The 21,357-nt window shown below is 59.1% G+C and carries 19 protein-coding genes and 1 tRNA gene; 9 read left to right on the top strand and 11 right to left on the bottom strand.

The genetic code is table 11. The annotated features are described in order from the left end of the window. Window positions 1–54: 54 nt before the first annotated feature. From gnd to pgl, 4 genes are read left to right on the top strand one after another with little or no spacing between them, the layout of a single operon-like run. Complete coding sequence (gene gnd, locus GbCGDNIH8_RS04385) at window positions 55–1,032, top strand: phosphogluconate dehydrogenase (NAD(+)-dependent, decarboxylating) (protein WP_072572240.1); 978 nt, start codon at window positions 55–57, stop codon at window positions 1,030–1,032. Window positions 1,033–1,037: 5 nt separating this feature from the next. Next, a complete protein-coding gene (zwf, locus tag GbCGDNIH8_RS04380; protein WP_081368831.1) occupies window positions 1,038–2,594 on the top strand; it encodes a glucose-6-phosphate dehydrogenase in 1,557 nt (518 codons plus the stop codon). Beyond that, window positions 2,591–3,394: a Cof-type HAD-IIB family hydrolase gene (locus GbCGDNIH8_RS04375; RefSeq protein WP_072572239.1), complete on the top strand. Its 804-nt coding sequence runs from the start codon at window positions 2,591–2,593 to the stop codon at window positions 3,392–3,394. Before zwf ends, GbCGDNIH8_RS04375 begins: the two co-directional genes overlap by 4 nt. Further along, window positions 3,391–4,131, top strand: coding sequence for a 6-phosphogluconolactonase (gene pgl, locus GbCGDNIH8_RS04370; protein ID WP_072572238.1), 741 nt, complete (start codon window positions 3,391–3,393; stop codon window positions 4,129–4,131). Before GbCGDNIH8_RS04375 ends, pgl begins: the two co-directional genes overlap by 4 nt. A 117-nt stretch (window positions 4,132–4,248) precedes the next feature. Here the strand turns inward: pgl and GbCGDNIH8_RS04365 are convergent. Together GbCGDNIH8_RS04365 and GbCGDNIH8_RS04360 are read right to left on the bottom strand one after the other, a co-directional pair. Then, window positions 4,249–4,324, bottom strand: a tRNA-Glu gene (locus GbCGDNIH8_RS04365). A 61-nt stretch (window positions 4,325–4,385) separates the two neighbouring features. After that, the gene (locus GbCGDNIH8_RS04360; protein WP_072572237.1) at window positions 4,386–4,691 is read right to left on the bottom strand and encodes a hypothetical protein; all 306 of its coding nucleotides are present in this window, start codon (window positions 4,689–4,691) and stop codon (window positions 4,386–4,388) included. A 49-nt stretch (window positions 4,692–4,740) separates the two neighbouring features. On the opposite strand from GbCGDNIH8_RS04360, the gene GbCGDNIH8_RS04355 reads away from it, so the two are divergent. Then, the gene (locus tag GbCGDNIH8_RS04355; RefSeq protein WP_072573624.1) at window positions 4,741–5,733 is read left to right on the top strand and encodes an RluA family pseudouridine synthase; all 993 of its coding nucleotides are present in this window, start codon (window positions 4,741–4,743) and stop codon (window positions 5,731–5,733) included. 236 nt (window positions 5,734–5,969) lie between these two features. Next, complete coding sequence (rpoH, locus tag GbCGDNIH8_RS04350) at window positions 5,970–6,893, top strand: RNA polymerase sigma factor RpoH (protein WP_408874706.1); 924 nt, start codon at window positions 5,970–5,972, stop codon at window positions 6,891–6,893. Window positions 6,894–6,965: 72 nt separating this feature from the next. Here rpoH and GbCGDNIH8_RS04345 read toward each other — a convergent pair whose 3' ends face one another. Together GbCGDNIH8_RS04345 and GbCGDNIH8_RS04340 are read right to left on the bottom strand one after the other, a co-directional pair. Further along, entirely contained in the window at window positions 6,966–8,255 is a 1,290-nt protein-coding gene (locus GbCGDNIH8_RS04345) for an adenylosuccinate synthase (protein WP_072572236.1), read from the bottom strand. Window positions 8,256–8,389: 134 nt separating this feature from the next. Further along, window positions 8,390–9,601: an ATP phosphoribosyltransferase regulatory subunit gene (locus GbCGDNIH8_RS04340; RefSeq protein WP_072572235.1), complete on the bottom strand. Its 1,212-nt coding sequence runs from the start codon at window positions 9,599–9,601 to the stop codon at window positions 8,390–8,392. 329 nt (window positions 9,602–9,930) lie between these two features. Between GbCGDNIH8_RS04340 and GbCGDNIH8_RS04335 the strand changes: the two genes are divergently transcribed. Together GbCGDNIH8_RS04335 and GbCGDNIH8_RS04330 are read left to right on the top strand one after the other, a co-directional pair. Beyond that, window positions 9,931–10,518 carry an exopolysaccharide biosynthesis protein gene (locus GbCGDNIH8_RS04335; protein WP_072572234.1) on the top strand — a complete coding sequence of 196 codons (588 nt, stop codon included), beginning with the start codon at window positions 9,931–9,933 and terminating at the stop codon, window positions 10,516–10,518. Continuing rightward, complete coding sequence (locus tag GbCGDNIH8_RS04330) at window positions 10,515–11,408, top strand: lipid kinase (protein ID WP_072572233.1); 894 nt, start codon at window positions 10,515–10,517, stop codon at window positions 11,406–11,408. The genes GbCGDNIH8_RS04335 and GbCGDNIH8_RS04330 overlap by 4 nt, the downstream gene beginning before the upstream one ends. A gap of 54 nt (window positions 11,409–11,462) precedes the next feature. Here the strand turns inward: GbCGDNIH8_RS04330 and GbCGDNIH8_RS04325 are convergent, their stop codons facing one another. The 5 genes from GbCGDNIH8_RS04325 to GbCGDNIH8_RS04305 all read right to left on the bottom strand — a co-directional run bounded on the left by GbCGDNIH8_RS04325 (window position 11,463) and on the right by GbCGDNIH8_RS04305 (window position 16,416). Then, window positions 11,463–11,798, bottom strand: a complete 336-nt coding sequence (locus GbCGDNIH8_RS04325; RefSeq protein ID WP_072572232.1) for a hypothetical protein — start codon at window positions 11,796–11,798, stop codon at window positions 11,463–11,465. 143 nt (window positions 11,799–11,941) lie between these two features. Beyond that, complete coding sequence (locus GbCGDNIH8_RS04320; protein WP_072572231.1) at window positions 11,942–12,397, bottom strand: hypothetical protein; 456 nt, start codon at window positions 12,395–12,397, stop codon at window positions 11,942–11,944. Between the two features lie 112 nt (window positions 12,398–12,509). After that, entirely contained in the window at window positions 12,510–13,124 is a 615-nt protein-coding gene (locus tag GbCGDNIH8_RS04315; protein ID WP_072572230.1) for a peroxiredoxin, read from the bottom strand. A 117-nt stretch (window positions 13,125–13,241) separates the two neighbouring features. Continuing rightward, the gene (locus GbCGDNIH8_RS04310; protein ID WP_072572229.1) at window positions 13,242–14,438 is read right to left on the bottom strand and encodes a phosphoserine transaminase; all 1,197 of its coding nucleotides are present in this window, start codon (window positions 14,436–14,438) and stop codon (window positions 13,242–13,244) included. A gap of 205 nt (window positions 14,439–14,643) precedes the next feature. Further along, on the bottom strand, window positions 14,644–16,416 hold the full coding sequence (locus GbCGDNIH8_RS04305; protein WP_072572228.1) for a cation:proton antiporter domain-containing protein: 1,773 nt from the start codon (window positions 16,414–16,416) through the stop codon (window positions 14,644–14,646). A gap of 133 nt (window positions 16,417–16,549) precedes the next feature. On the opposite strand from GbCGDNIH8_RS04305, the gene GbCGDNIH8_RS04300 reads away from it, so the two are divergent. After that, window positions 16,550–17,194: a pyridoxamine 5'-phosphate oxidase family protein gene (locus tag GbCGDNIH8_RS04300; protein WP_216634483.1), complete on the top strand. Its 645-nt coding sequence runs from the start codon at window positions 16,550–16,552 to the stop codon at window positions 17,192–17,194. An 11-nt stretch (window positions 17,195–17,205) separates the two neighbouring features. Here the strand turns inward: GbCGDNIH8_RS04300 and GbCGDNIH8_RS04295 are convergent, their stop codons facing one another. Next, window positions 17,206–17,892 (bottom strand): MOSC domain-containing protein, encoded by a 687-nt coding sequence (locus tag GbCGDNIH8_RS04295; protein ID WP_072572227.1) that lies wholly within the window; start codon window positions 17,890–17,892, stop codon window positions 17,206–17,208. A 7-nt stretch (window positions 17,893–17,899) separates the two neighbouring features. Continuing rightward, entirely contained in the window at window positions 17,900–21,349 is a 3,450-nt protein-coding gene (gene mfd, locus GbCGDNIH8_RS04290) for a transcription-repair coupling factor (protein ID WP_072572226.1), read from the bottom strand. Window positions 21,350–21,357 lie beyond the last annotated feature (8 nt).

Raw genomic sequence — 21,357 nt, 5'->3', positions numbered from 1 at the left:
CTGTCCCGGCCATCATCTGCCGGGACAGACCAAAGCCAGAAGGACTGATGAACCATGCAGATCGGCGTTATCGGACTGGGCCGCATGGGCGGCAATATCGTGCGTCGCCTGATGCGGGACGGGCATAGCACTGTCGTCTATGATCGTGCCGCAGATGTCGTGTCAAAATTGTCGGGTGAAGGTGCAACCGGAGCATCCTCCCTGTCCGATCTCGTCTCCAAGCTGGAGGCACCTCGTACAGTGTGGGTCATGCTGCCGGCGGGGGAGATTACGGAAGCCACCATCACCGAACTCTCCTCCCTGCTCCGCAGTGATGATGTCATCATTGATGGCGGCAACACTTTCTATAAAGACGATATCCGCCGCGCCAAATCCCTGCGTGCAAAAGGCATTCACTATGTCGATGTCGGCACATCCGGCGGCGTTTGGGGACTGGAGCGCGGCTACTGCATGATGATCGGCGGCGATAAGCCTGTTGTCGATCGGATTGATCCTATTCTGAAAACGCTGGCCCCCGGCATCGGAACGATCGAACGCACACCGCATCGTGAAGGATTCGATGCCCGTGCCGAGGAAGGCTATCTGCATTGCGGCCCGGCCGGGGCAGGCCATTTCGTCAAGATGGTGCATAATGGTATCGAATACGGAATTATGCAGGCCTATGCAGAAGGATTCGATATTCTGCATAACAAGAATTCCTCCGAACTGCCGGAAGATGAGCGGTTCGACCTTAATACCACCGATATTGCCGAGGTCTGGCGGCGGGGCAGCGTGATTTCCTCCTGGCTGCTGGACCTGACCGCCATGTCACTGGCCCAGCATCCGGCGCTGGATAACTTCTCCGGTGCTGTCTCCGATTCCGGCGAAGGTCGTTGGACCATCAATGCCGCCATCGAGGAAGCCGTTCCGGCTCCCGTGCTCAGTGCCGCGCTGTATACCCGCTTCCGCTCCCGCGAGGAGCATAGCTTTGCGGAGAAGATGCTCTCCGCCATGCGCTTTGGCTTCGGGGGACATGTCGAGCAGAAAGGCTGATCTTCATGTCCTCCATTCCAAAACTGGGCTGCACGCGTGAACAGGCAGAAACCAACAGCACGGTGTTCCAGACCGCCCCTGCCTGCGACATGGTTATTTTCGGGGCTGGTGGTGATCTGACGAAACGTCTGGTCACCCCTTCCCTCTACAGTCTGGCGGCATCAAAAATGTTGCCGGATGATTTTAGGGTCGTTGGCGTCGATATCGCCGATCTGGATACGGAAAGCTGGCGCAAACAGCTGACCGACATGATCCATTCCTTTATCGGCAAAAAAGGTGTCGAGTTCGAAACAGACTCTATCGACGAAGATGCCTGGAAATGGCTGATGGATCGCTTCACCTATGTCAAAGGTGATTTTTCCGACAGTCAGACATTTAAAAATTTGGGCCAGTCACTGCGTGATGGCAACCGTCTGTTCTACCTTGCTGTCGCAGACAGATTTTTTGCGCAGGTCATCGAACAACTTGGCTCCGCCGGACTGACAGAACAGAAAGAGGAAGGCCCGTGGCGTCGGGTCATCGTAGAGAAGCCTTTCGGCCATGATCTTGAATCAGCGCAGGATCTGAATAAGAAAATCCTTGGTATTCTGAAGGAAAATCAGGTTTACCGGATCGATCATTTTCTGGGCAAGGAAACTGTCCAGAACATCATGATGATACGCTTCGGAAATGGCGTGTTTGAAAATCTGTGGAACAACCATTTCATTGAACATGTCCAAATCACCGCCGCGGAAACCGTCGGCGTGGAAAAACGCGGCGGTTTCTACGACCATGCCGGTGCCTTACGGGATATGGTGCCCAACCATCTGTTCCAGCTTCTGGCCGTGACGGCGATGGAGCCTCCCGTTTCATTCGATGCGGATGCAGTGCGGTCCGAAAAAGCCAAAGTCTTGCAGGCTGTTCGTCTGATGACCGAGGAAGATGTGGCCGACAATGCCGTGCGAGGGCAGTACGGTCCCGGCACGGTGAAAGGCACAGACGTTCAGGGCTATCGTTCCGAACTGAATGTCGATCCGCAGTCAGCCACTGAAACATTCGTCGCCATCAAGTTGATGATCGACAACTGGCGCTGGGGCAAGACGCCTTTCTATCTGCGCACCGGAAAGCATATGAGCCAACGCTGCACTGAAATTGTGCTGCAATTGCGGCGTCCTCCCTTCACGCTGTTTCGTGACACCGGCATTGAAAATCTGCCACCCAACCAGATTGTCATTCGCATCAGCCCGAATGATGGCATGTCGATTGATTTCAACGCCAAGGTTCCCGGACCGACCGTGCGGGTGAAACAGGTATCGAGTGATTTCCGGTATTCTGATTACTTCGAGCGTCGCCCGACCACCGGCTATGAAACGCTGATCTATGACTGCATGATCGGCGATGCCACGCTGTTCCAGCGCGCTGATTTCGTCGAGGCTGGCTGGAAGATCGTGCAGCCCATTCTGGATGCATGGGCCAGGCAGACACCTGATTTCCCGAATTACGCATCCGGCAGCAATGGCCCTGAAGAAGCCGATGAATTGCTGGCAAAAGACGGGTTCCAGTGGAGGGATCTCAATTCATGAGCCAGAATATCCGGCTTGTCCTGAGCGACGTCGATAATACCCTCGTCACCAAACAGAAAGTCCTGACACCGCGAGCAGTCAAGGCGGTGCAGGCTTTGCGGGACAAGGGGATCAAATTCGCCGTGACCAGTGGCCGTCCCCCGGTCGGGATGCGGATGCTGTTTGAGCCCCTCGCCCTTGATACGCCGATTTCAGGCTTCAATGGCGGCGTCATCACCGATACCGCGCTTCATCCCATTCTGGCCCGCACCCTCAACCCGAATGCTGCGAAGCAGGCCGTCGAGATGCTGGAAGAGGCCGGTCTGGATATCTGGGTGTATACGGAAAAGCAGTGGTATCTGCGCAATCCCGACGCCCCGCATGTGGAACGGGAAGCCTGGACCATAAAATCCGATCCAGCCGTGACCGATGATCTGTTTTCACTTCTGAACGACACTGTGAAAATCGTGGGTGTCAGCGATGATGGCGAGCGCGTCAAAAGCGCCGAACGCCATATCAAGGCGACACTGGGCGATCAGGCCTCAGTCAATCGGTCTCAACCCTATTACCTCGATATCACGCATCCCGATGCCAACAAGGGGGGCGTGGTGCGTTATCTCGCTGACTTTTATGGCATGGAGCCTGAGCATATTGCGGTGATTGGCGATTCCGCCAATGACGTCGAAATGTTCCGGGTCGCCGGATTCAGCATTGCCATGGGTCAGGCAGATGACGAGGTCAAGGCGGAGGCCAGCGCCGTTAGCAGTTCCGTCGAGGATGAAGGGTTCGCGAAAGCGATAGAGGAGCATTTTCTCTCATGACCAATCCCGATGCGGCTGCATTGCCAGGACAACTCGTCATTCTGGATACGGCACAGGCTCTTGCTGACCATGTTGCCGCATGGCTGGCCGAGCGCATTCAGAAAGCTCAGGCCCCGGTGCGTATCGCGCTGTCTGGCGGATCAACCCCGAAGAAACTGTATCAGACTCTTGCACAGGCCCCGTGGAACAGCCAGATCGACTGGAGCAGGGTGCATCTTTATTGGGGCGATGAGCGCTTCGTTCCGCATGATGATCCTGACAGCAATTTCCACATGACGAACGAAGCTTTGCTGGCCCATATCGACATTCCGCCCAGCAATGTTTTTCCAATTCCGGGAGAAGGCGATCCTGTCACCGTCGCTCAGCGCTATGAAGCGAGGATGAAGGCGGATTACGGGACCAACACTCTCGACCCGGAAAAGCCATTCTTTGATGTGGTTTTTCTAGGCCTTGGCGAGGATGGCCATACGGCCTCTCTCATTCCCGGTCAGCCTATTTTGAAAGAGCGCGAAAAATGGGTTGCCGCCGTCTCGGAAGGCCGCCCGGAAGTCAGGATCAGCCTCACTTATCCCGCTTTGGAAAGTGCATCCGTGATCGCTTTTCTGGTGACGGGCAAGGGGAAAGCGGAGATTGTCAAAGCCGTTCGTGAAGGCACCGCCGACGTCCCCGCCGCGCATCTACACCCGCATGGTCAGGTGATCTGGTTTACCGCTGACGGAGCTGCCAGTCCCGAATAGGGGCTGGTTTCTTCTTCGTCTTTGAAAAGAAGCCCAACATCCATGCGAGGCATTTTTAGATGGTCAAACCACCATCTAAGCCATGTGTGGACAACTCAAAATATTCAATGATTTCAATGGCGTCCCATAGGGGATTCGAACCCCTGTTGCCGCCGTGAGAGGGCGGTGTCCTGGGCCTCTAGACGAATGGGACGAGGCATTGGAGGGGCGCTCTATACATGCGGCCTCCTGCCGACGCAAGAGGCCGCCGCCCTTTATCTGGCTGTCTCAGGAATCTGTGGGGCCAGAACGACCTGCGCACGCACGGCGCCGGTCGCTATATCGACGATCACCACGCGATCAGGACCACCCCCTTGCAGATGGAGCGCCAGCGCCTTGTCACTCAGCCCGACACTGGCAATGCGGGAACCGGACGGGGCCGGAACGGAGATGGACTGCGCGCCCTGATGAAACCAGCCAGCACCGCCCATACGCTGCGGAATCAGGATGGCCAGAGCGACCACACCCGCCACGATCAGAACACCCATCAGAATAACGGCGGCCTTCAGAAGCTGCTGCATGAATGTCCTTGTCTTTCCTAACCGAGCAAAATTGCGCTATCCGCGCCCCATGCCTGCCACTCCGCCCGATCCAAGCCAAGCAGAAATAACGGTCTCCGCCGCCCCCGACGCGGTACCGGAGCGGATCGACCGTTTTCTGGCCACCCATCTGCCGGATATGAGCCGCTCCCGGCTGAAATCACTGATCGAGAGCGGCGCGGTCCATCGTGATGGGCACAGTGTCCGTGAACCGGCGGAGATGGTTCGTCCCGGCAGCCTATACCGGCTGCGTCTGCCCGTCCCTGCTCCGGCCGTCCCTGTTGCTCAGCACATCGCCTTCCCAATCCTGTTCGAGGATGACGATCTGATCGTGCTCGATAAACCGGCTGGCATGGTCGTACATCCGGCCCCCGGCAGTCCAGACGGCACGCTGGTCAATGCGCTGCTGGCCTATTGCGGGGAGAACCTGCCCGGAATCGGTGGAGAAAAGCGCCCCGGCATTGTGCATCGTCTGGATAAGGATACGTCAGGCGTCATGGTCGTTGCCAAGACGGAGTTTGCTCTGGCAGCCCTTTCCGCGCTGTTTGCGGCGCGTGATCTGGAACGGCTGTATACCGCGCTCGCATGGGGTGTCCCTTCGCCCCGAGAAGGCGATATTGAAGGCGCCATCGGACGCGACCCCAGAGATCGCAAACGCATGGCCATTGTCCGTCATGGCGGCAAACCCGCACTGACCCATTACCGCACCATGGCGACATGGCATGGCGCTGTCACACGGCTGGAATGCAAGCTGGCAACCGGGCGCACGCATCAAATCCGCGTACATCTCTCGGCGAACGGATATCCAATCATCGGTGATCCGGTCTATCTGCGCCGCATTCCAGCCGCTGCGAAGGGGCTGGATCAGGATATCAAAACCGCCCTGCTCGACTTTCCCCGCCAGGCTCTCCATGCCGGCGTACTGGGGTTCAGGCACCCACGAACCAGTGAAAACCTGCGTTTCGAGACGCCTTTGCCGGAAGATATGATGAGTCTTATCGATTTACTCGATCATAATTCATAGTTTATCATAATTTTAATGTTGACCGGACCAGATTGGTCCTTTATCTTTTTTGCATAGACACGGTGCTATGGGGTGCCCCACCGTGTCGGCCTGTCGTCTTTATCATTGCCTCATGCAGGGATGGCGAAGCGACCATAAGGTCTTCTGGACACCCTTTCCGGCTTATCCTCCGGAACCGATGTGCCTTCTGCGCCTTATCATGGGCAGGACACAGCACATCGCCAGACGAAAGGAGCCTGTCCGTGGCCTCTGCCGTCATTAAAATCGCGCCTGAGGGCAACCTTTCCCGTTACCTTCAGGAAATTCGTAAATATCCCATGCTCACCGCAGAGGAGGAGCTGGACCTGTCCCGCCGTTGGCGCGACACGGAAGATATGGGTGCGGCCCATCGGCTTGTCACCTCCCATCTTCGTCTCGTCGCGAAAATTGCCATGGGTTATCGCGGCTATGGCCTTCCTGTTGGTGAACTCATCAGCGAAGGCAATGTCGGGATGATGCAGGCGGTCCGCCGGTTCGATCCGGATCGCGGCTTCCGTCTGGCAACCTATGCCATGTGGTGGATCAGAGCCGCCATTCAGGAATATATCCTGCATAGCTGGTCTCTGGTGAAAATGGGCACAACTGCGGCTCAGAAAAAACTGTTCTTCAACCTTCGTCGTCTGAAGGGCCAGATGCAGGCCATTGATGATGGCGATCTGAAGCCGGAGCAGGTGTCCAAAATCGCTACCTCGCTGAATGTGCCGGAGCAGGATGTGGTGCAGATGAACCGCCGCATGTCCGCCCCGGATCACAGCCTGAATGCACCCCTGCGTCAGGAAGGCGAAGGAGAGTGGCAGGACTGGCTGGTTGATGATGCCGAGACACAGGAAACCGTGCTCGCGGATACCGAGGAGCTGGGCGGCCGCAGAACCCTGCTGGCCAATGCCCTGAAAACCCTGAACGATCGCGAACGCCATATCCTGACCGAACGGCGTCTGAAAGATGAGCCGACCACGCTCGAAGATCTGTCGCAGCACTACAATATCTCGCGCGAGCGGGTGCGCCAGATTGAAGTGCGCGCTTTCGAGAAGCTTCAGAAGGCGATGAAGGCTGAAGTCATCGAACAGCGTCGCATAGCGGATCAGAAGGTCGAGGACTATCAACGCGCCAGCGCGGCCTGATCATCTTTCTTCTGCTTTCCACCTGAACAGACAAACGGCCCGGTTTTGCAACCGGGCCGTTTTTACAGGCGCTCAGCCCTCGAACGGGTCCTTTACCAGAATGGTGTCATCCCGATCCGGGCTGGTGGAAAGCAGTGTGACCGGAACCTCGGTCAGTTCCTCAATCCGGCGAACATATTTGATGGCCTGTGCGGGAAGATCGGCCCAGGAACGCGCGCCCTGCGTGGAGCCGGACCAGCCTTCCATCGACTCATAAACCGGCTTGGCTGCCGCCTGAGCCGCCGGAGAAGCAGGCAGACGACGGAACATCTCACCATTGATCTGATAGCCGGTGCAGATTTTCAGCTCCGGCAGACCGTCCAGAACATCCAGCTTGGTCAGGGCCAGACCCTGAATACCGCCAACCTTCACCGCCTGCCGTACCAGCACCGCATCGAACCAGCCGCAGCGGCGGCGACGTCCGGTGACAGTGCCGAATTCATGACCGCGATCACCGAGCAGTTCACCGGTTTCATCGAACAATTCGGTCGGGAACGGGCCGGAGCCAACACGGGTGGAATAGGCCTTGGCAATGCCGAGCACAAAATCAACCGCACTCGGCCCCATGCCAGAACCACCTGCCGCTGTCGCCGCAATGGTGTTGCTGCTGGTCACGAAGGGATAGGTGCCGTGATCGACATCCAGCATGACCGCCTGCGCCCCTTCGAACAGGATGCGCTGTCCGGCCCGCTTGATTTCATCCAGACGTTCCCAGACCGGTTCCGCATAAGGCAGAATTTTCGGCGCCAGCGCCAGAAGCTGATCGAGCAGCAGCTGCTTCTCGAAAGTGTCAGCGCCCAACCCGGCCAGCAGGGTGTTGTGATGCAGCAGCAGCTCGTCCAGCTTGGCGGACAGGGTTTCCGGCTCGGCCAGATCGGCGATACGGATCGCGCGGCGGGCAACCTTGTCCTCATAAGCAGGACCAATGCCGCGGCCAGTGGTGCCGATCTTGCTGTCACCCCTCGCATGCTCCCGCGCACGGTCAATAGCACCGTGCAAAGGCAGGATCAGCGTCGCATTATCGGCGATCCGCAGAGTCTCCGGCCCTACGGCCAGCCCCTGAGCGGAAACGCGCGCGATTTCAGACAGCAGTGCCTCCGGATCGACCACCACGCCATTGCCAATGATGCCGAGCTTGCCGCGCACCAGCCCGCTGGGCAGCAGGGACAGCTTGTAAGTCTGATCACCGACCACCAGCGTATGGCCCGCATTATGGCCGCCCTGGAAACGAACCACGACATCGGCGCGGCTGGCTAGCCAGTCCACGACCTTGCCTTTTCCTTCGTCACCCCACTGGGCGCCGATCACGGCAACATTGGCCATGTGCGTTACTCCATGAAATCAGGCGGGCTTGCTCTATAACCTGCCATCCACAATGCGCTTGCGCGCAGAAAACACCACTCCGGCACGATCCTGACATATCATCGGGAATCAGACCGGCAGGCAAAGAAGCAAAATCAGCTATCCCCTGCATCCGGCACAGCCACCAACGCACTGTCAGCAAGGACATGCACACAGCCCTGCTGCCGTGCCGCTACGAAGTGATCCGATGCATGAGCGCCGGCAACACCATCCAGCGCCGCCACCGTCACAAAGCCCTGACGCCGCAATGCCGCAGCGCGATCCGCATTGGCACCAACCGGAACATATACACGGACAGGGCGATGCTTGGAGGCGACTGCCATCAGAATGGCTTCCGGATACAGGGTCAGGCCTGATGCAGATTCCGGACCGGCTTCCCCCTGACACATATAGCGGCCACCGCCACCCAGCTCCTGACCCACACCGGGTGCACCGCCTCCGGGGGCATAAACCGTCATGCAGATACCTGTGTGATAGCGGAAACCACGGAATTCGACAGGATCGACCGTAAGGCGGAGATCAGGTGCGCTGGCGCGGATTTCGCCCACCGTTGCCGCCAGACGTTCGGCCAGAGCCTGTGCCTCATCCGGCAACGCGGCCCGTTGCAGGGCGGCGAGCGCACCGTCTACGGGACCGGCAGATAACAGCAGATCACCCAGAATATCGGCGATAGCAGGCCCGACAATGCGATCGGCCTGTTTCTTCACCTCGGCCGCATCCTTGCGATCCAACGCATGCAGCAGGGGTTTCAGGCTGCTATCTTCCTGCCCGGCCTGACCCAGCAGCACCGGCACCAGAGCAGGCAGCGTCAGATCGAAACTGACCCGCGTAAGGCCAGTTGCCGCCAGAGCCTCCCGCGCGACCAGAATAAGCTCCGCATCGGCAGAGGGAGTATCAACCCCGATCAATTCTATCCCGGCCTGAGAAACCTGACGGTCGGCGGAAAGGGAACCGGGGCTGACCCGCACACATTCCCCGGCATAGCACAGCCGCAACGGGCGAGCAGCCTCGGCCAGCCTTGTGGTAGCGATGCGCGCAATCTGGGGTGTGATATCGGGTCTGACAGCCATCATCCGGTGGCTGTCCGGATCCATCAGCCGGAAAGACTGATCTGATACAGCCCCCCCCGCTCCGGCGAACAGGGTTTCTTCGAACTCTATCAGGGGCGGTTTGACCCGGCGATAACCATGCGCCGAGAAAACCCCCATCAGGGATTCTACGCAAACGGCCTCTGCCTCCGCCTCGGGAGGCAGCAGATCGCGCAGTCCCGACGGGAGCAGCGCCTTATTGGATGTGATGTCGCTCATGCCGCCCGGGGCTATAGCATCCGTCCAGCACCATCAGGAAGGCAGGAGTTTGGCAATTCTCCCCTGTCAGGCAGAATTATATGGTCCAACAGATCGCTTCACGCCCGGTGACAGCCCTCACCACGCCCGTTGCCACAGCCATTGACCCTGACACCTGACAGCCCGACGCAGCAACCTGCTGGTTCCAGAACCGTTTCAGACTATGGAACCCCTTTCCGGTCTCGTTACGACCCTTCACAGAAAGACCCGTTTTCATCGTGTCGCCATCGTCAGCCACGTCACCGCCATCTGGGCCTTCATCTGGGCCGCCATCCCGTCAGAGCAATCTCGTGAAAAACCTCTATGGCATCGTTGATGGCAGTGCCGATCCCGCCAGCAGCCGGATCGGGCTGGGCGCCCTGTCCGATCATGCGGGCAGCAGCGGGCCGGGGCTGATCCTGTTGCTGCTCGGGCTGGCCATGCTGATACCGGGGCCAGCACCCGTTTTCGGGGCCGCTACCTGTATCATCTCCATCAGCCTGATTATACGCGGCGATCATCTCTGGATGCCGGATTTTCTCCGTCGCAGAAGCATGGCAAGACACGATATCAATGCCGTCCTTAAACGCCTGGAGCGGCCTTTGAACTGGCTGGGCCGTCACAGCAGACCGGGCTGGCTCTGGGCCATGGACGGGATATGGCAGAAGCTGACCGGGCTGGCCTGCCTGAGCAATGCAATTCTGATTATCCTGCCCATTCCACTGGGCAATATGCTCCCCGCGGCCGCCATGCTGGTCTCTGCTACCGGTGTCTTCGTCCAGGATGGGCGTTGGATCGCAGTAGGCTGGTTCATGACTCTGGTAGCGCTGGTGGCCGATATTGCGCTGGTGATGCTCGGCTACACCGCCATCCTCCATCTGATCGGACTGGCATCATGAGTGATAAGGCCGCGTTTTCACCACCACGGCGCGCCGCCCTGTTCATCAATCAGAAAAGCCGCAAGGGGCGAAATGCTGCTGATCGCGTGATCACCGCACTGGAAACCCACGGGATACAGGTCGAAATACCGTCCTGGCATGATCCCGACGACATCCACCACACACTGCGCAGGCTGCACGGTTCCATCGATTGTGCCGTGATCGGCGGTGGCGATGGCACACTGAATGCCGCCGCCCCCGCTCTGATGGAGACACAGCTCCCTTTCGGCATTATCCCTCTGGGCACTGCGAATGATCTGGCCCGCACGCTGGACATCCCTGCCAATCCGGAGCAGGCGGCCCGCATCATAGCGCAGGGCAAACGGCGTCTGATCGATCTGGGCGAAGTCAATGGAGTACCATTTTTCAATGTTGCCAGTATCGGGTTCGGCGTTGCCCTGACCCGTGCGCTGACCAGCGACTCGAAAAAACGGTTTGGAATATTCGGCTATCCGATCGCGGCCCTGCGTGTCGCACGGCGTCTGCGTCCTTTCCACGCTGAAATCCGGCATGGTGGAACGACGACAGTCACTAAAACACTTCATCTGGCTATCGGTAATGGGCGCCATTATGGCGGAGGAATGACGGTCAGCGCAGATGCCTCCATCGATGACGGCAAGCTGGATGTCTGGAGTCTGGAAGTTGACAGCGCATGGGGGCTGATCCGCCTGTTACCGGCCCTGTGGCGTGGAACACAGGGGCGCTGGCGTGAAGTCATCACCCTGTCAGAAGAGGCGCTGGAGGTACACACCAGACATCCTCGCAGCATCAATACGGATGGTGAGATCACGACACGCACGCCCGCTGATTTTATTGTCAGGCGTCAGGCAGTGTGCGTGTTCGTCCCGTAAATAGCATGGACCGGCATTAAGACCGGGCCGGTCCTGCTGCTATCCTGAAAAAGATTACTTTTTTGTCTTGCTTTCGGCTTCCTTGAAAGCCGCATTGTATTTGCTGAAGTTGTCCCAGATGCCTTTCTGAATGGCGCTGGCGGATTTGCTGATGGCATCCATTTCCGTCTTCGCCTCATTGCGGACGCAGGTATTATAGGCCTGCGCATCCTTCTGGTACTGGTTCACCTTTTTCACGCTCTCGCCGTATTTGGCATAGTTGCTGAGGTCGATGGTCGGGGCCGACGGCTCTGCCCCGCATTTCGACGGTTTCCAGCCGGTATCGGCAGCCTGCGCCATAGCAGGCAGAACGGAGGCAGTGAGCAGAGCAAAAACGAATAGACGCATCATAACCTTACCTTTTCATGCCAGTAACGTTCCCGGCCGGGGGAAACGCCGTCCACAGAGAATGCAAGCCGCAAACCGGGCGTCATAGATAAAACGCGAAAGAGGTTTTAGCGCCAGCCCTTACCCCGCATTCAAAGCCGGTATCTTCAAGGCAATTTCCGTTCCCAACCGGCGGAAACCTTCCTCAATTCCATGTGAGAAGCCAGCAGAATACGTCTTGTCATGGTCAGGGCCCCTGCTCCGCTCAGCAGGCAGGCGGCACCCCAGTATCCTCCATTATCCGGCACGCCCCATCCGCCGGGAAATCCAACCAACATGAAAAAGACCCCTGATACCACCAGGAGGGCAGCCTTCGCCTTCACTCCGGAGCGCAGAGCCAGAACGCCGAGAACAACAAAAACAAAATACAGGGCAATCGCTAATGCCCGTATCAGATTCTCCAGCCGGACCCCCAGCATAGCCAACAGATCCATGATGCGGGATTGAACATTCTCCACCAGTTCCGCCAGCATCACGAACAAGTTGCCAGGATCAAGCACGTAAATCGTCAGGGCAATCAAAGCCCCGACAAACCACACGATCATCAAAGAACGGTTATCCATCGTCCAATCTACCCGCTTGTGAGCCAGCTTCATCAGGCATTGCCACCGGACCGGACCAGGCCATTCCCTAAAGGCGGGGATCATAGCCGTCATCACGCCCCCATGTGAACCGTCAGTGTTCCCTGACCTGTTCCTCATGTCCTGAGGGGTGAGACTGCCATTGCTGCAAGGCATTCAGGGTATTGGAAACATGTTTCTCCGGATTATCATCCGTGTAGACATAGATGATCCGCCCGGGCTGGCCAGCAGCAGCCGGCACGATCACATATGATGTGCGGGTAGCATGCGTGCTGAGCGCATCGGGAAGCACCCGGTACTGCCTCAGCACAGTACGATCCGGGTCCGCTGCCACTGCAAACTTCCCCCCACACGCGGAGTCAGAGAATTTTTCCAGGGTCGTCATCGTATCCCCTGATACCCCGATGACCGTGGCATGCTGAGACTTGAAACGGGGCATGGCCTCCGCGAAGTCATGGGCCTCCCGCGTACAGCCGGAGGTAAAGGCAGCCGGGTAGAAATAAACCACCACCGGCCCGCTCCTGAGTGCCTCGGCCAGAGAAAAGCGGAAGGTCTTTCCGGCCAGCGCAGCCTCCAGAGAAAAATCGGGGGCCTGCTGTCCTTCCGCCAGTTCCGCCTGTGCCGAGCCGGGCAAAAAGCCGGTTGCCAACCCCGTCAGAGCAACCCATCCCGCGAGAAAACCGGGAGCCAACCAGGCTGGAAGCTTCATACTGCCCTCACTCCTCAATCACGTGGCTCCACGGGAACGCAGCAGGAAGCGGGCCGGATGCATACCCGCACAGAGTTACATCCGGCCCATTTGTTCAGATCCCTGAACCGGCTGCGATCACGCAGCCTTTTGCACGTATTCAGACTGCACCTGAGCATAGGCCCAGTCGATCCAGCCCAGCAGACATTCGATATCAGCCGTTTCAACTGTGGCGCCACCCCAGATGCGGAACCCGGCAGGGGCATCACGATAATTGGCGAAGTCGAACCCGGCCCCTTCCGCCTCGATCAACGACACCATCTGCTTTGTCGCCGCAGCCTGTTCCGCTGCATCCAGCGCGGTAAACCATGGTGACACAGGACGAAGGGTAATGGAGGTCGTGGCGCGTGTGGCCGGGTTTTTCGCAAGGAAATCAATCCACGGAGTGCGGGCAACCCAGCGTTCCACCGCCGCGAAATTCGCCCGGCTGCGTGCGATCAGTGCCTTCACGCCACCAAGTTGCTCCGCCCATGCGATGGCTGACATCGCATCCTCGACGCAAAGCATGGAGGGGGTATTAATGGTCTCACCCTGGAAAATACTATCAATCAAGCGGGGTTTACCATCCGGACCGGGCTCGGTCAGACGGAAAATCTTCGGCAGGGGGCGCGGAGCATGGAAGGTCAGCAAACGCTCGACCGCGCGAGGCGACAGCGCGATCATGCCATGCGCAGCTTCTCCACCCAGCACTTTCTGCCAGGACCATGTGACGACATCGAGCTTGTCCCATGGCAATTCCATCGCAAATGCAGCCGAGGTCGCATCGCAGATCGTCAGGCCCTTGCGGTCAGCCGGGATCCAGTTCGCATTGGGCATTTTTACCCCGGCAGCAGTGCCGTTCCAGGCGAAGACGATATCACGGTTAAGGGCATCGACTGCCGACAGATCAGGCAATTCACCCCATGGAGCGCGGAACAGCCGATAATCGGTCAGATTAAGCTGTGTGGCGACATCCACAGCCCACATTTCGGTAAAGGTTTCCCAGGCCAGCACATCCACACCACGCGTCCCGAGCATCGACCAGAGCGCCATTTCCACCGCCCCGGTATCGGAGGCAGGAACCAACCCGACGATCCAGTCGGCGGGAAGCTCAAGCAGGGCGTGGCTGCGGCGGATTACCTCGTTCAGACGGGCCTTCGGCGCGACCATACGGTGGTTACGACCCAATAGGGATACATCCAGCGCCGCGAGCGACCAACCCGGATGCTTGGTGCATGGGCCGGAGGAAAATTGCGGATTGGCCGGACGCTGGACCGGCTTCGCTGAGAGAACCATGAGAGGAAACGCTCCTTGTTACCGTACCGGGTCACCATGCCAGCGCTTTTTGACCATAGCGGTCATTGGCATTGAACACAGGCGACCTGCACGAAACAGGCTCTACTCTTCGTCACAAAGGCATGGTTATGCCAAAACCGAACGGCTGGGCTGCCGGAGCAAGGGTGCTGTATGACCCCTGCCCGGATTTCTCAGTGATCAATGCTCAGACATCGGTCGGGGCAACCGCCGAAAAGCCGAGGCTTGGAGATGCCTCGTCGGGGTTTTCATCGTGCCGGACCTCAACCGTTTCAGCCCTGTTCAGCATGGCGAGCGCAATTTCACGTTCCCCCATCACCACAAAATCAGCACCGTATTCCTGCAGATGGCGGACTTCATCATCGAAATGCGCCCGGCAGACGATCTCCAGATTCGGATTTCGCTGGCGGGCCTGCTCGACGATCTGCCCAGCCTCGAATGCGTTGGGGATCGCAATCAGCAGCAGCCTCGCTTCAGTCACATTGGCGAGATCAAGAACATTCCCACTGGCGGCATTGCCGAGGAACACATCCGCCCCATGATCGCGCAGGTTACGGGCAAGTTCGTTATTTTCCTCAATGACAACCAGCGGCTTGCCACCTTCCAGCAGGGCGGCGGCAATCAGGCCACCGACACGGCCTGCCCCAACCAGAACAGCATGCTGCCGGAGCGTGGTCGGAACCGGTGTATCGTCCGGCTCTTCACTCTCGGGCTGGGCGGGGATCCTGTCTTCTGTGGGCGTGGTCAACGCGCTCACTGTCTCCTGCTGAGCGGCTGCCAAGGCCTGACGCCTCCGCTCATAGAAGGAAAACAGCAGGGGATTGAGGAAAATCGAGATGATGGAGGCACCCAGGATCATATCCTGTCCCTCCTTTGGCATCAGCCCGAGAGAAACACCAAGCGACGCCAGAATGAAGGAGAATTCGCCAATCTGTCCCAACCCGGCAGCAATCATCATCGATGCGCTCATGGACTGGCGGAGGGCGCGCAGGATCATAAATGTCACCAGCGGCGTACCGATCACCACCACCGCAACCGTCACCATCACCTGCACCGGCTGACGGATCAGAATCGACGGATTGACCAACATGCCGACGGAAACAAAAAACAGCACTGCAAACGCATCACGCAGCGGCAGGCTTTCCTCGGCCGCTCGCTGGCTGAGTTGGCTCTCACTCAGCACTACGCCTGCAAAAAATGCTCCCAGCGCAAAAGAAACGCCGAACAGTTCAGAAGCCGTGAACGCAACGGTCAAGGCAATCGCCAGCACCGCCAGACGGAAAATCTCGCGTGAACCGGTATGCGCGGCATAGTGCAGCACCATGGGGATCACGCGCTTGCCGATCACCATCATCAGCACGATGAAAGCGATGACTTTGCCAAGTGTCAGACCAATGGTTTCCAGCAATGGAAAAACATCAATCTGCCCACCCTTCAGCACTCCGGTCAGCGCAGGCAGCAGCACCAGAATAAGGACAGTGACCAGATCCTGGATAATCAGCCAGCCAATGGCATGACGCCCCTTGGCTGTTTCCATCAGGTGACGGTCCTGCAGAGCACGCATCAGCACGACGGTGCTGGCAACAGAAAGGCAGAAGCCAAAGACGATCGCCGCCCCCAACGACCAGCCGAACAACAATGCGGCACCAAACCCCAGCAGGCTGGTACAGGAAACCTGTAACAAGGCGCCTGGCACAGCGATATTTTTGACGGCCTGCAAATCCTTGACGGAAAAATGCAGGCCCGTGCCGAACATCAACAGAATCACACCGATCTCTGCCAGCTGCGAACTGAGTGTCTGATCCGCGACGAAGCCCGGCGTAAAAGGCCCCAGCGCCACCCCAGCCAACAGATACCCGACCAGCGGAGGCAGACGCAGCCGATGCGCCGCCGTTCCAAACAGAAAGGCCAGACCGAAGCCGATCACGATCATGGCAATCAGATTATTATCATGTGCCATGATACGGCCCCCTGTTCTCGTTGCATCCGGAGTGTAACGTGCCAGATCGCAATGGGGCGAGATTTTACTTTGTCTTTTTTCCTTAACGGCCGTGATGAAAAATATGATCCGAACCGAACATCCGCCAGAAAGCATGACAGGACAGGATATGCAGCCTTCCGCTTCGGCCAGCACCCGTCAGACCGTATTTTCTCCGGCTACGGAGGCCGCCCAGAAACGATTCGGCTCCTACCAGGCGCTCAGCCAGAAAACATTCCGATCCAGCATTGACCAGCCTCTTGCCGATTTCATTGCCGAACGGGACAGCTTTTACCTCGCGACCTCCAGCGCCAGTGGGCAGCCTTACATACAGCACCGTGGGGGAGCAGTCGGTTTTCTGCGGGTTCTGGACAGTTCAACTTTGGGTTTTGCCGATCTGAAAGGAAACCGGCAGTACATCACCACCGGCAATCTGTCGGAAAATCCAAAATGCTGCCTGTTTCTGATGGATTACGAGGAACGCCACAGAGTCAAGATATGGGGTGAGGCCCGTATGGTGGATAACGACCCGGCTTTGCTGGACAGGCTGCGCGTCGATTCCTATGCCGGGCAGCCGCTTCAGGCCTTTATCATGCATATCACCGCCTGGGATTCAAACTGCGCGGCGCATATCCCGATCAAAATTCCCGTGCAGGCAATGGCCGCCCGTATTGCAGCGCTGGAAGCAAGAATCGCCGGGCTGGAGAAGGAAAATTTCGATCTCTACGCGCGATGCCGCGCGCTTGAAAACGGAGGCTGAGGATAAACCCTTCATCCATTCAGGCGGGATGACCAGTCCTCAACCGCCCCGACTTCCAGACGGCGCAGCACGGCGCGCCGCCAGCCTTCCGGCAGATGCGGCAGCGCGGCCATTTCGGACAATTCATCCCGGTTCAGCGAATCGACATACAGCACGTTCCATACGCGCCGCAGCGTCCATGCGGGAGAGCGGCGTTCAAGAAGCTGGAACTGATCCCCGGCACGGATCACCCCTTCTTCCAACACCCGATAATACCAGCCGGTACGCCCGGTTTCCTGCACACGCAGCGCCATTTTTCTGAGGCCGAAGCGCGCATTCAGCTTCCAGCACGGCTGACGCGACTGCGAGACTTCAAGCACAGCGTCGCCAAGGCGAAACACATCCCCCAGCGCCACATTCTCCTCCATGATACCGAGGGAGGATAAGTTCTCGCCGAAGCCGCCGGGACGCAGCAGAGGATGCTCCCCCTCCTCCTGCCGCCAGAGTGCATAATGCTCGACCGGATAGTGATGCAGCGCCTTGTCCGGGCCGCCATGAACGCGACGATCCGCCTGCTCGTCCTCGGCGAACCCGTTCCGATATGCATGCAGGGCACCGGCAACCGGGCGCTTGTCGATCGCGCTCGGCATCTGCCGCTCACCAAGTGGCGCGGACTTGCCGACCAGAACATGCAGCAGGGAGCCGAGCGGTTGTTTCATATTTTGATCATGCCGCCTGCGCCTGTTGCGTCAAGCGAACAAGATTGCCCAGCAGGGTTTTCGCAACCTGCACACGCTCTGCCACAGTCATGTCATAGACCAGCGCCAGCTTGTGATCAGGCCGCAATTTGAGACCCTGCCCCGACACGCCCCCGGTCCCCTGAACACTGGCAAGCCAGGCAATCAGACCGGCCGGGTTGGCAAAATGATTGCCCCGGAACTGTACCACCATACCTTTCGGCCCGGCTTCCAGCTTCTCCACCCCGGCGAGGCGGCACTGCCGTTTAAGCGACACCACCTGAAGCAGGTTTTCGACCTCTTCCGGCATGGGGCCGAACCGGTCCACCAGTTCCGCCGCCATGGCTTCGGTCTCCGCATCAGAGGCCAGAGCACCAATGCGACGATACAGGCCAAGACGGACCGGCAGATCACGCACATAAGTCTCCGGGATCAGCACCGGCAGACCCAGACCGATATTCGGTGTCCAGTCGCGCGCCGACTCCCGATGGCTGGCATGGCGCATATCGGCCACCGCATCTTCCAGCATCTGCTGATAAAGCTCGATCCCGACCTCGCGGATATGGCCGGATTGTTCGTCACCCAGCAGATTACCCGCGCCGCGAATATCCAGATCGTGACTGGCAAGCGTAAAGCCCGCCCCCAGCGTATCCAGCGTCTGCATGACCTCCAGCCGCTTTTCCGCCGCGACCGACAGACGATGCGCCTGCGGCCAGGTCAGATAGGCATAGCCGCGCTGTTTGCCGCGCCCGACCCGTCCACGCAGCTGATAAAGCTGTCCCAGACCGAACATATCGGCGCGATGGATGATGATCGTGTTCACCGCCGGCATATCCAGCCCGCTTTCGACGATATTCGTCGCCAGCAGAATATCGTGCTTGCCGTCACCAAATTCGGTCATCACCCGCTCAAGCTCGGTGGGGGCCAACTGGCCATGCGCGGTGATCAGCTTCGCCTCCGGCACGATCTCGGCCAGACGTTCCGCCATGCGGCCCAGATCTTCCAGACGCGGGCAGACACAGAAAACCTGACCACCCCGGAAACGCTCGCGCTGGATCGCCTCCCTGATTACCACACTGTCGAACGGCATGATGAAGGTGCGCACCGCCAGCCGATCCACGGGAGGGGTGGCGATCAGGCTCATCTCCCGCACCCCGGACAGGCTGAGCTGAAGCGTGCGCGGGATCGGCGTTGCCGTCAGCGTCAGCACATGCACATCGGCCCGCAACGCCTTCAGCTTCTCCTTGTGGGAGACCCCGAAATGCTGCTCCTCATCCACGATCACCAGGCCGAGATCGGCAAACTGCACCGTCTTGGCCAGCAGCGCATGCGTGCCAACCACAATATTCACCGAGCCATCCGCCAACCCCGCCCGCACCCGGCTGGCTTCCTTGGCCGTGACCATGCGGGAAAGCTGGGCAACCGTCACCGGCAGCCCTTCGAACCGTTTGGCGAAGGTGCGATAATGCTGCCGCGCCAGCAGGGTCGTGGGCACCACCACCGCCACCTGCGCGCCGGTCATCGCCGCCACGAAAGCGGCCCGCAAGGCGACCTCGGTCTTGCCGAACCCGACATCGCCGCAGATCAGGCGATCCATCGGGCGACCGGAGGCCATGTCCTCCAGTACATCGGCAATGGCACGTGCCTGATCCTCCGTCTCCGCGAAGGGGAAACGGGCGCAGAACTCGTCCCACGCGCCTTCCTGCGGGGTCAGCATCGGCGCTTCACGCACCTTGCGCTCCGCGGCGATCCTGATCAGTTCACCCGCCATGTCGCGGATGCGCTGCTTCATCTTCGCCTTGCGGCTCTGCCAACTGACGCCACCGAGCTTGTCCAGCGCCACACCCGCCGTTTCCGCACCGAAGCGGGACAGCATCTCGATATTCTCGACCGGCAGGAACAGCTTGTCATTGCCGTCATACAGCAGGCGCAGACAGTCATGCGGCGCACCACTGACCGTCAGCGTCACCAGCCCGTCATAGCGACCAATGCCGTGATCCTGATGCACCACCAGATCGCCCTCAGCGATTTCAGTGGCCTCGGCGATGAACTGGTCGGCTCTTTTGCGCTTGCGCGGCGGACGGGCGATACGCTCGCCCAACAGATCCTGTTCGCTGACAACACCGATTTTCTCGGCGAGAAATCCACGCTCCAGCCCCAGCACCACCGTCGCCGCCGTATCGAAGGGCAGGTTGCGCGCTCCCTCGAAAGTTCCGGCAGTCTCGGCCTTTATGCCGTTCTCACGCAGCAGATGCATCAACCGCTCGCGCGAGCCGCGCGACCATGCCGCCACGATCAGCCTCCGGCCATCCTTGGCCCATTGCTGAGAAGCATCCCGCAATTGTTGAAAGGAGTTGCCCCCTTCCGTCGCCGCAGTTTTCGCGAACAACGCACCGGGGCGACCGCCGCCATCCACACCCTGCGCTCCATCCGGGCGGTCGAACGGAGAGAAAATCACCGGCTGGCGTGGGGTGATCGCTGCATCCCACTCCGTTCGGGTCAGATAAAGACGCTCCGGCGACAGGGCGCGGTAGGGGGTTTCCCCTTCCCGCACCGGGGCGCGCCGTGCCTGATAATGATCCTCGATCATCTCCAGACGGGATTGCAGAACGTCCTCGCCCTGATGGTCCAGACCCACCACCGCGTTAGGCACGTAGTCCAGCAGGGTTTCCATGCTCTCCTGAAACAGGGGTGCCCAATGCTCCATCCCGGCATGGCGCCGCCCGTCGGAAATACTCAGATAGATCGGATCCTGCGCTGCGTCCTGACCGAATACCTCCCGCCAGGCGGTACGAAAACGGGTGATGCTGTCCTTGTCGAGCGGAATTTCGCTGACAGGGCGTAACACCAGCCGCTCCACCGCCTCACCGCTGCGCTGGGTGGTTGGGTCAAAGCGGCGGATGCTTTCAATCTGATCACCGAACAGGTCAAGCCTGATCGGCTCCGCCTCACCGGAGGGGAAAATATCGACGATCCCGCCCCGCAGCGCGTATTCCCCGGCCTCCATCACCGTGCCGGCGCGCACATAGCCGTGCTGATCAAGAAACCTGGCCATATCGTCCGGGTCAGCCAGATCGCCCACCCCGAGATCAAGCCCGGTGCCGCGAAACTGGGTCCGTGGCGGCACACGCTGCACCAGCGCATTGAATGTCGTCAGCACGATTCGCGGAGAATCAGGTGTCTCCGCCAGCCGCGCCAACGTGGCCACACGTTCACTGACCAACTCCGGATTGGGGGAAACCCGGTCATACGGCAGACAATCCCAGGCGGGAAAAGTCAGCACCTCAATCTTGGGCGCAAAAAACCGCAGAGCCTCGGCCAGACGCGCCACACGGGCATCGTCCCGCGCCACATGCACGATCGTGCCGCCCGTCTCCTGACGACGACGATTGATCAGAACCGCATCCCAACCCTCGGGAGCACCGTAAACTGTCAGCATCGCGGGTC

The sequence above is a fragment of the Granulibacter bethesdensis genome (assembly GCF_001889545.1).
GTDB classification, from domain to species: domain Bacteria; phylum Pseudomonadota; class Alphaproteobacteria; order Acetobacterales; family Acetobacteraceae; genus Granulibacter; species Granulibacter bethesdensis_B.
The sequence above is the reverse complement of the archived record's forward strand: the minus strand, read 5'-3'. Positions and strand labels throughout refer to the sequence as shown.

Coding starts and splice junctions, on each gene's coding strand:
- gnd (WP_072572240.1), top strand. CDS start 55: ATGCAGATCGGCGTTATCGGACTGGGCCGCATGGGCGGCAATATCGTG.
- zwf (WP_081368831.1), top strand. CDS start 1,038: ATGTCCTCCATTCCAAAACTGGGCTGCACGCGTGAACAGGCAGAAACC.
- GbCGDNIH8_RS04375 (WP_072572239.1), top strand. CDS start 2,591: ATGAGCCAGAATATCCGGCTTGTCCTGAGCGACGTCGATAATACCCTC.
- pgl (WP_072572238.1), top strand. CDS start 3,391: ATGACCAATCCCGATGCGGCTGCATTGCCAGGACAACTCGTCATTCTG.
- GbCGDNIH8_RS04360 (WP_072572237.1), bottom strand. CDS start 4,691: ATGCAGCAGCTTCTGAAGGCCGCCGTTATTCTGATGGGTGTTCTGATC.
- GbCGDNIH8_RS04355 (WP_072573624.1), top strand. CDS start 4,741: ATGCCTGCCACTCCGCCCGATCCAAGCCAAGCAGAAATAACGGTCTCC.
- GbCGDNIH8_RS04345 (WP_072572236.1), bottom strand. CDS start 8,255: ATGGCCAATGTTGCCGTGATCGGCGCCCAGTGGGGTGACGAAGGAAAA.
- GbCGDNIH8_RS04340 (WP_072572235.1), bottom strand. CDS start 9,601: ATGAGCGACATCACATCCAATAAGGCGCTGCTCCCGTCGGGACTGCGC.
- GbCGDNIH8_RS04330 (WP_072572233.1), top strand. CDS start 10,515: ATGAGTGATAAGGCCGCGTTTTCACCACCACGGCGCGCCGCCCTGTTC.
- GbCGDNIH8_RS04325 (WP_072572232.1), bottom strand. CDS start 11,798: ATGATGCGTCTATTCGTTTTTGCTCTGCTCACTGCCTCCGTTCTGCCT.
- GbCGDNIH8_RS04320 (WP_072572231.1), bottom strand. CDS start 12,397: ATGGATAACCGTTCTTTGATGATCGTGTGGTTTGTCGGGGCTTTGATT.
- GbCGDNIH8_RS04315 (WP_072572230.1), bottom strand. CDS start 13,124: ATGAAGCTTCCAGCCTGGTTGGCTCCCGGTTTTCTCGCGGGATGGGTT.
- GbCGDNIH8_RS04310 (WP_072572229.1), bottom strand. CDS start 14,438: ATGGTTCTCTCAGCGAAGCCGGTCCAGCGTCCGGCCAATCCGCAATTT.
- GbCGDNIH8_RS04305 (WP_072572228.1), bottom strand. CDS start 16,416: ATGGCACATGATAATAATCTGATTGCCATGATCGTGATCGGCTTCGGT.
- GbCGDNIH8_RS04300 (WP_216634483.1), top strand. CDS start 16,550: ATGACAGGACAGGATATGCAGCCTTCCGCTTCGGCCAGCACCCGTCAG.
- GbCGDNIH8_RS04295 (WP_072572227.1), bottom strand. CDS start 17,892: ATGAAACAACCGCTCGGCTCCCTGCTGCATGTTCTGGTCGGCAAGTCC.
- mfd (WP_072572226.1), bottom strand. CDS start 21,349: ATGCTGACAGTTTACGGTGCTCCCGAGGGTTGGGATGCGGTTCTGATC.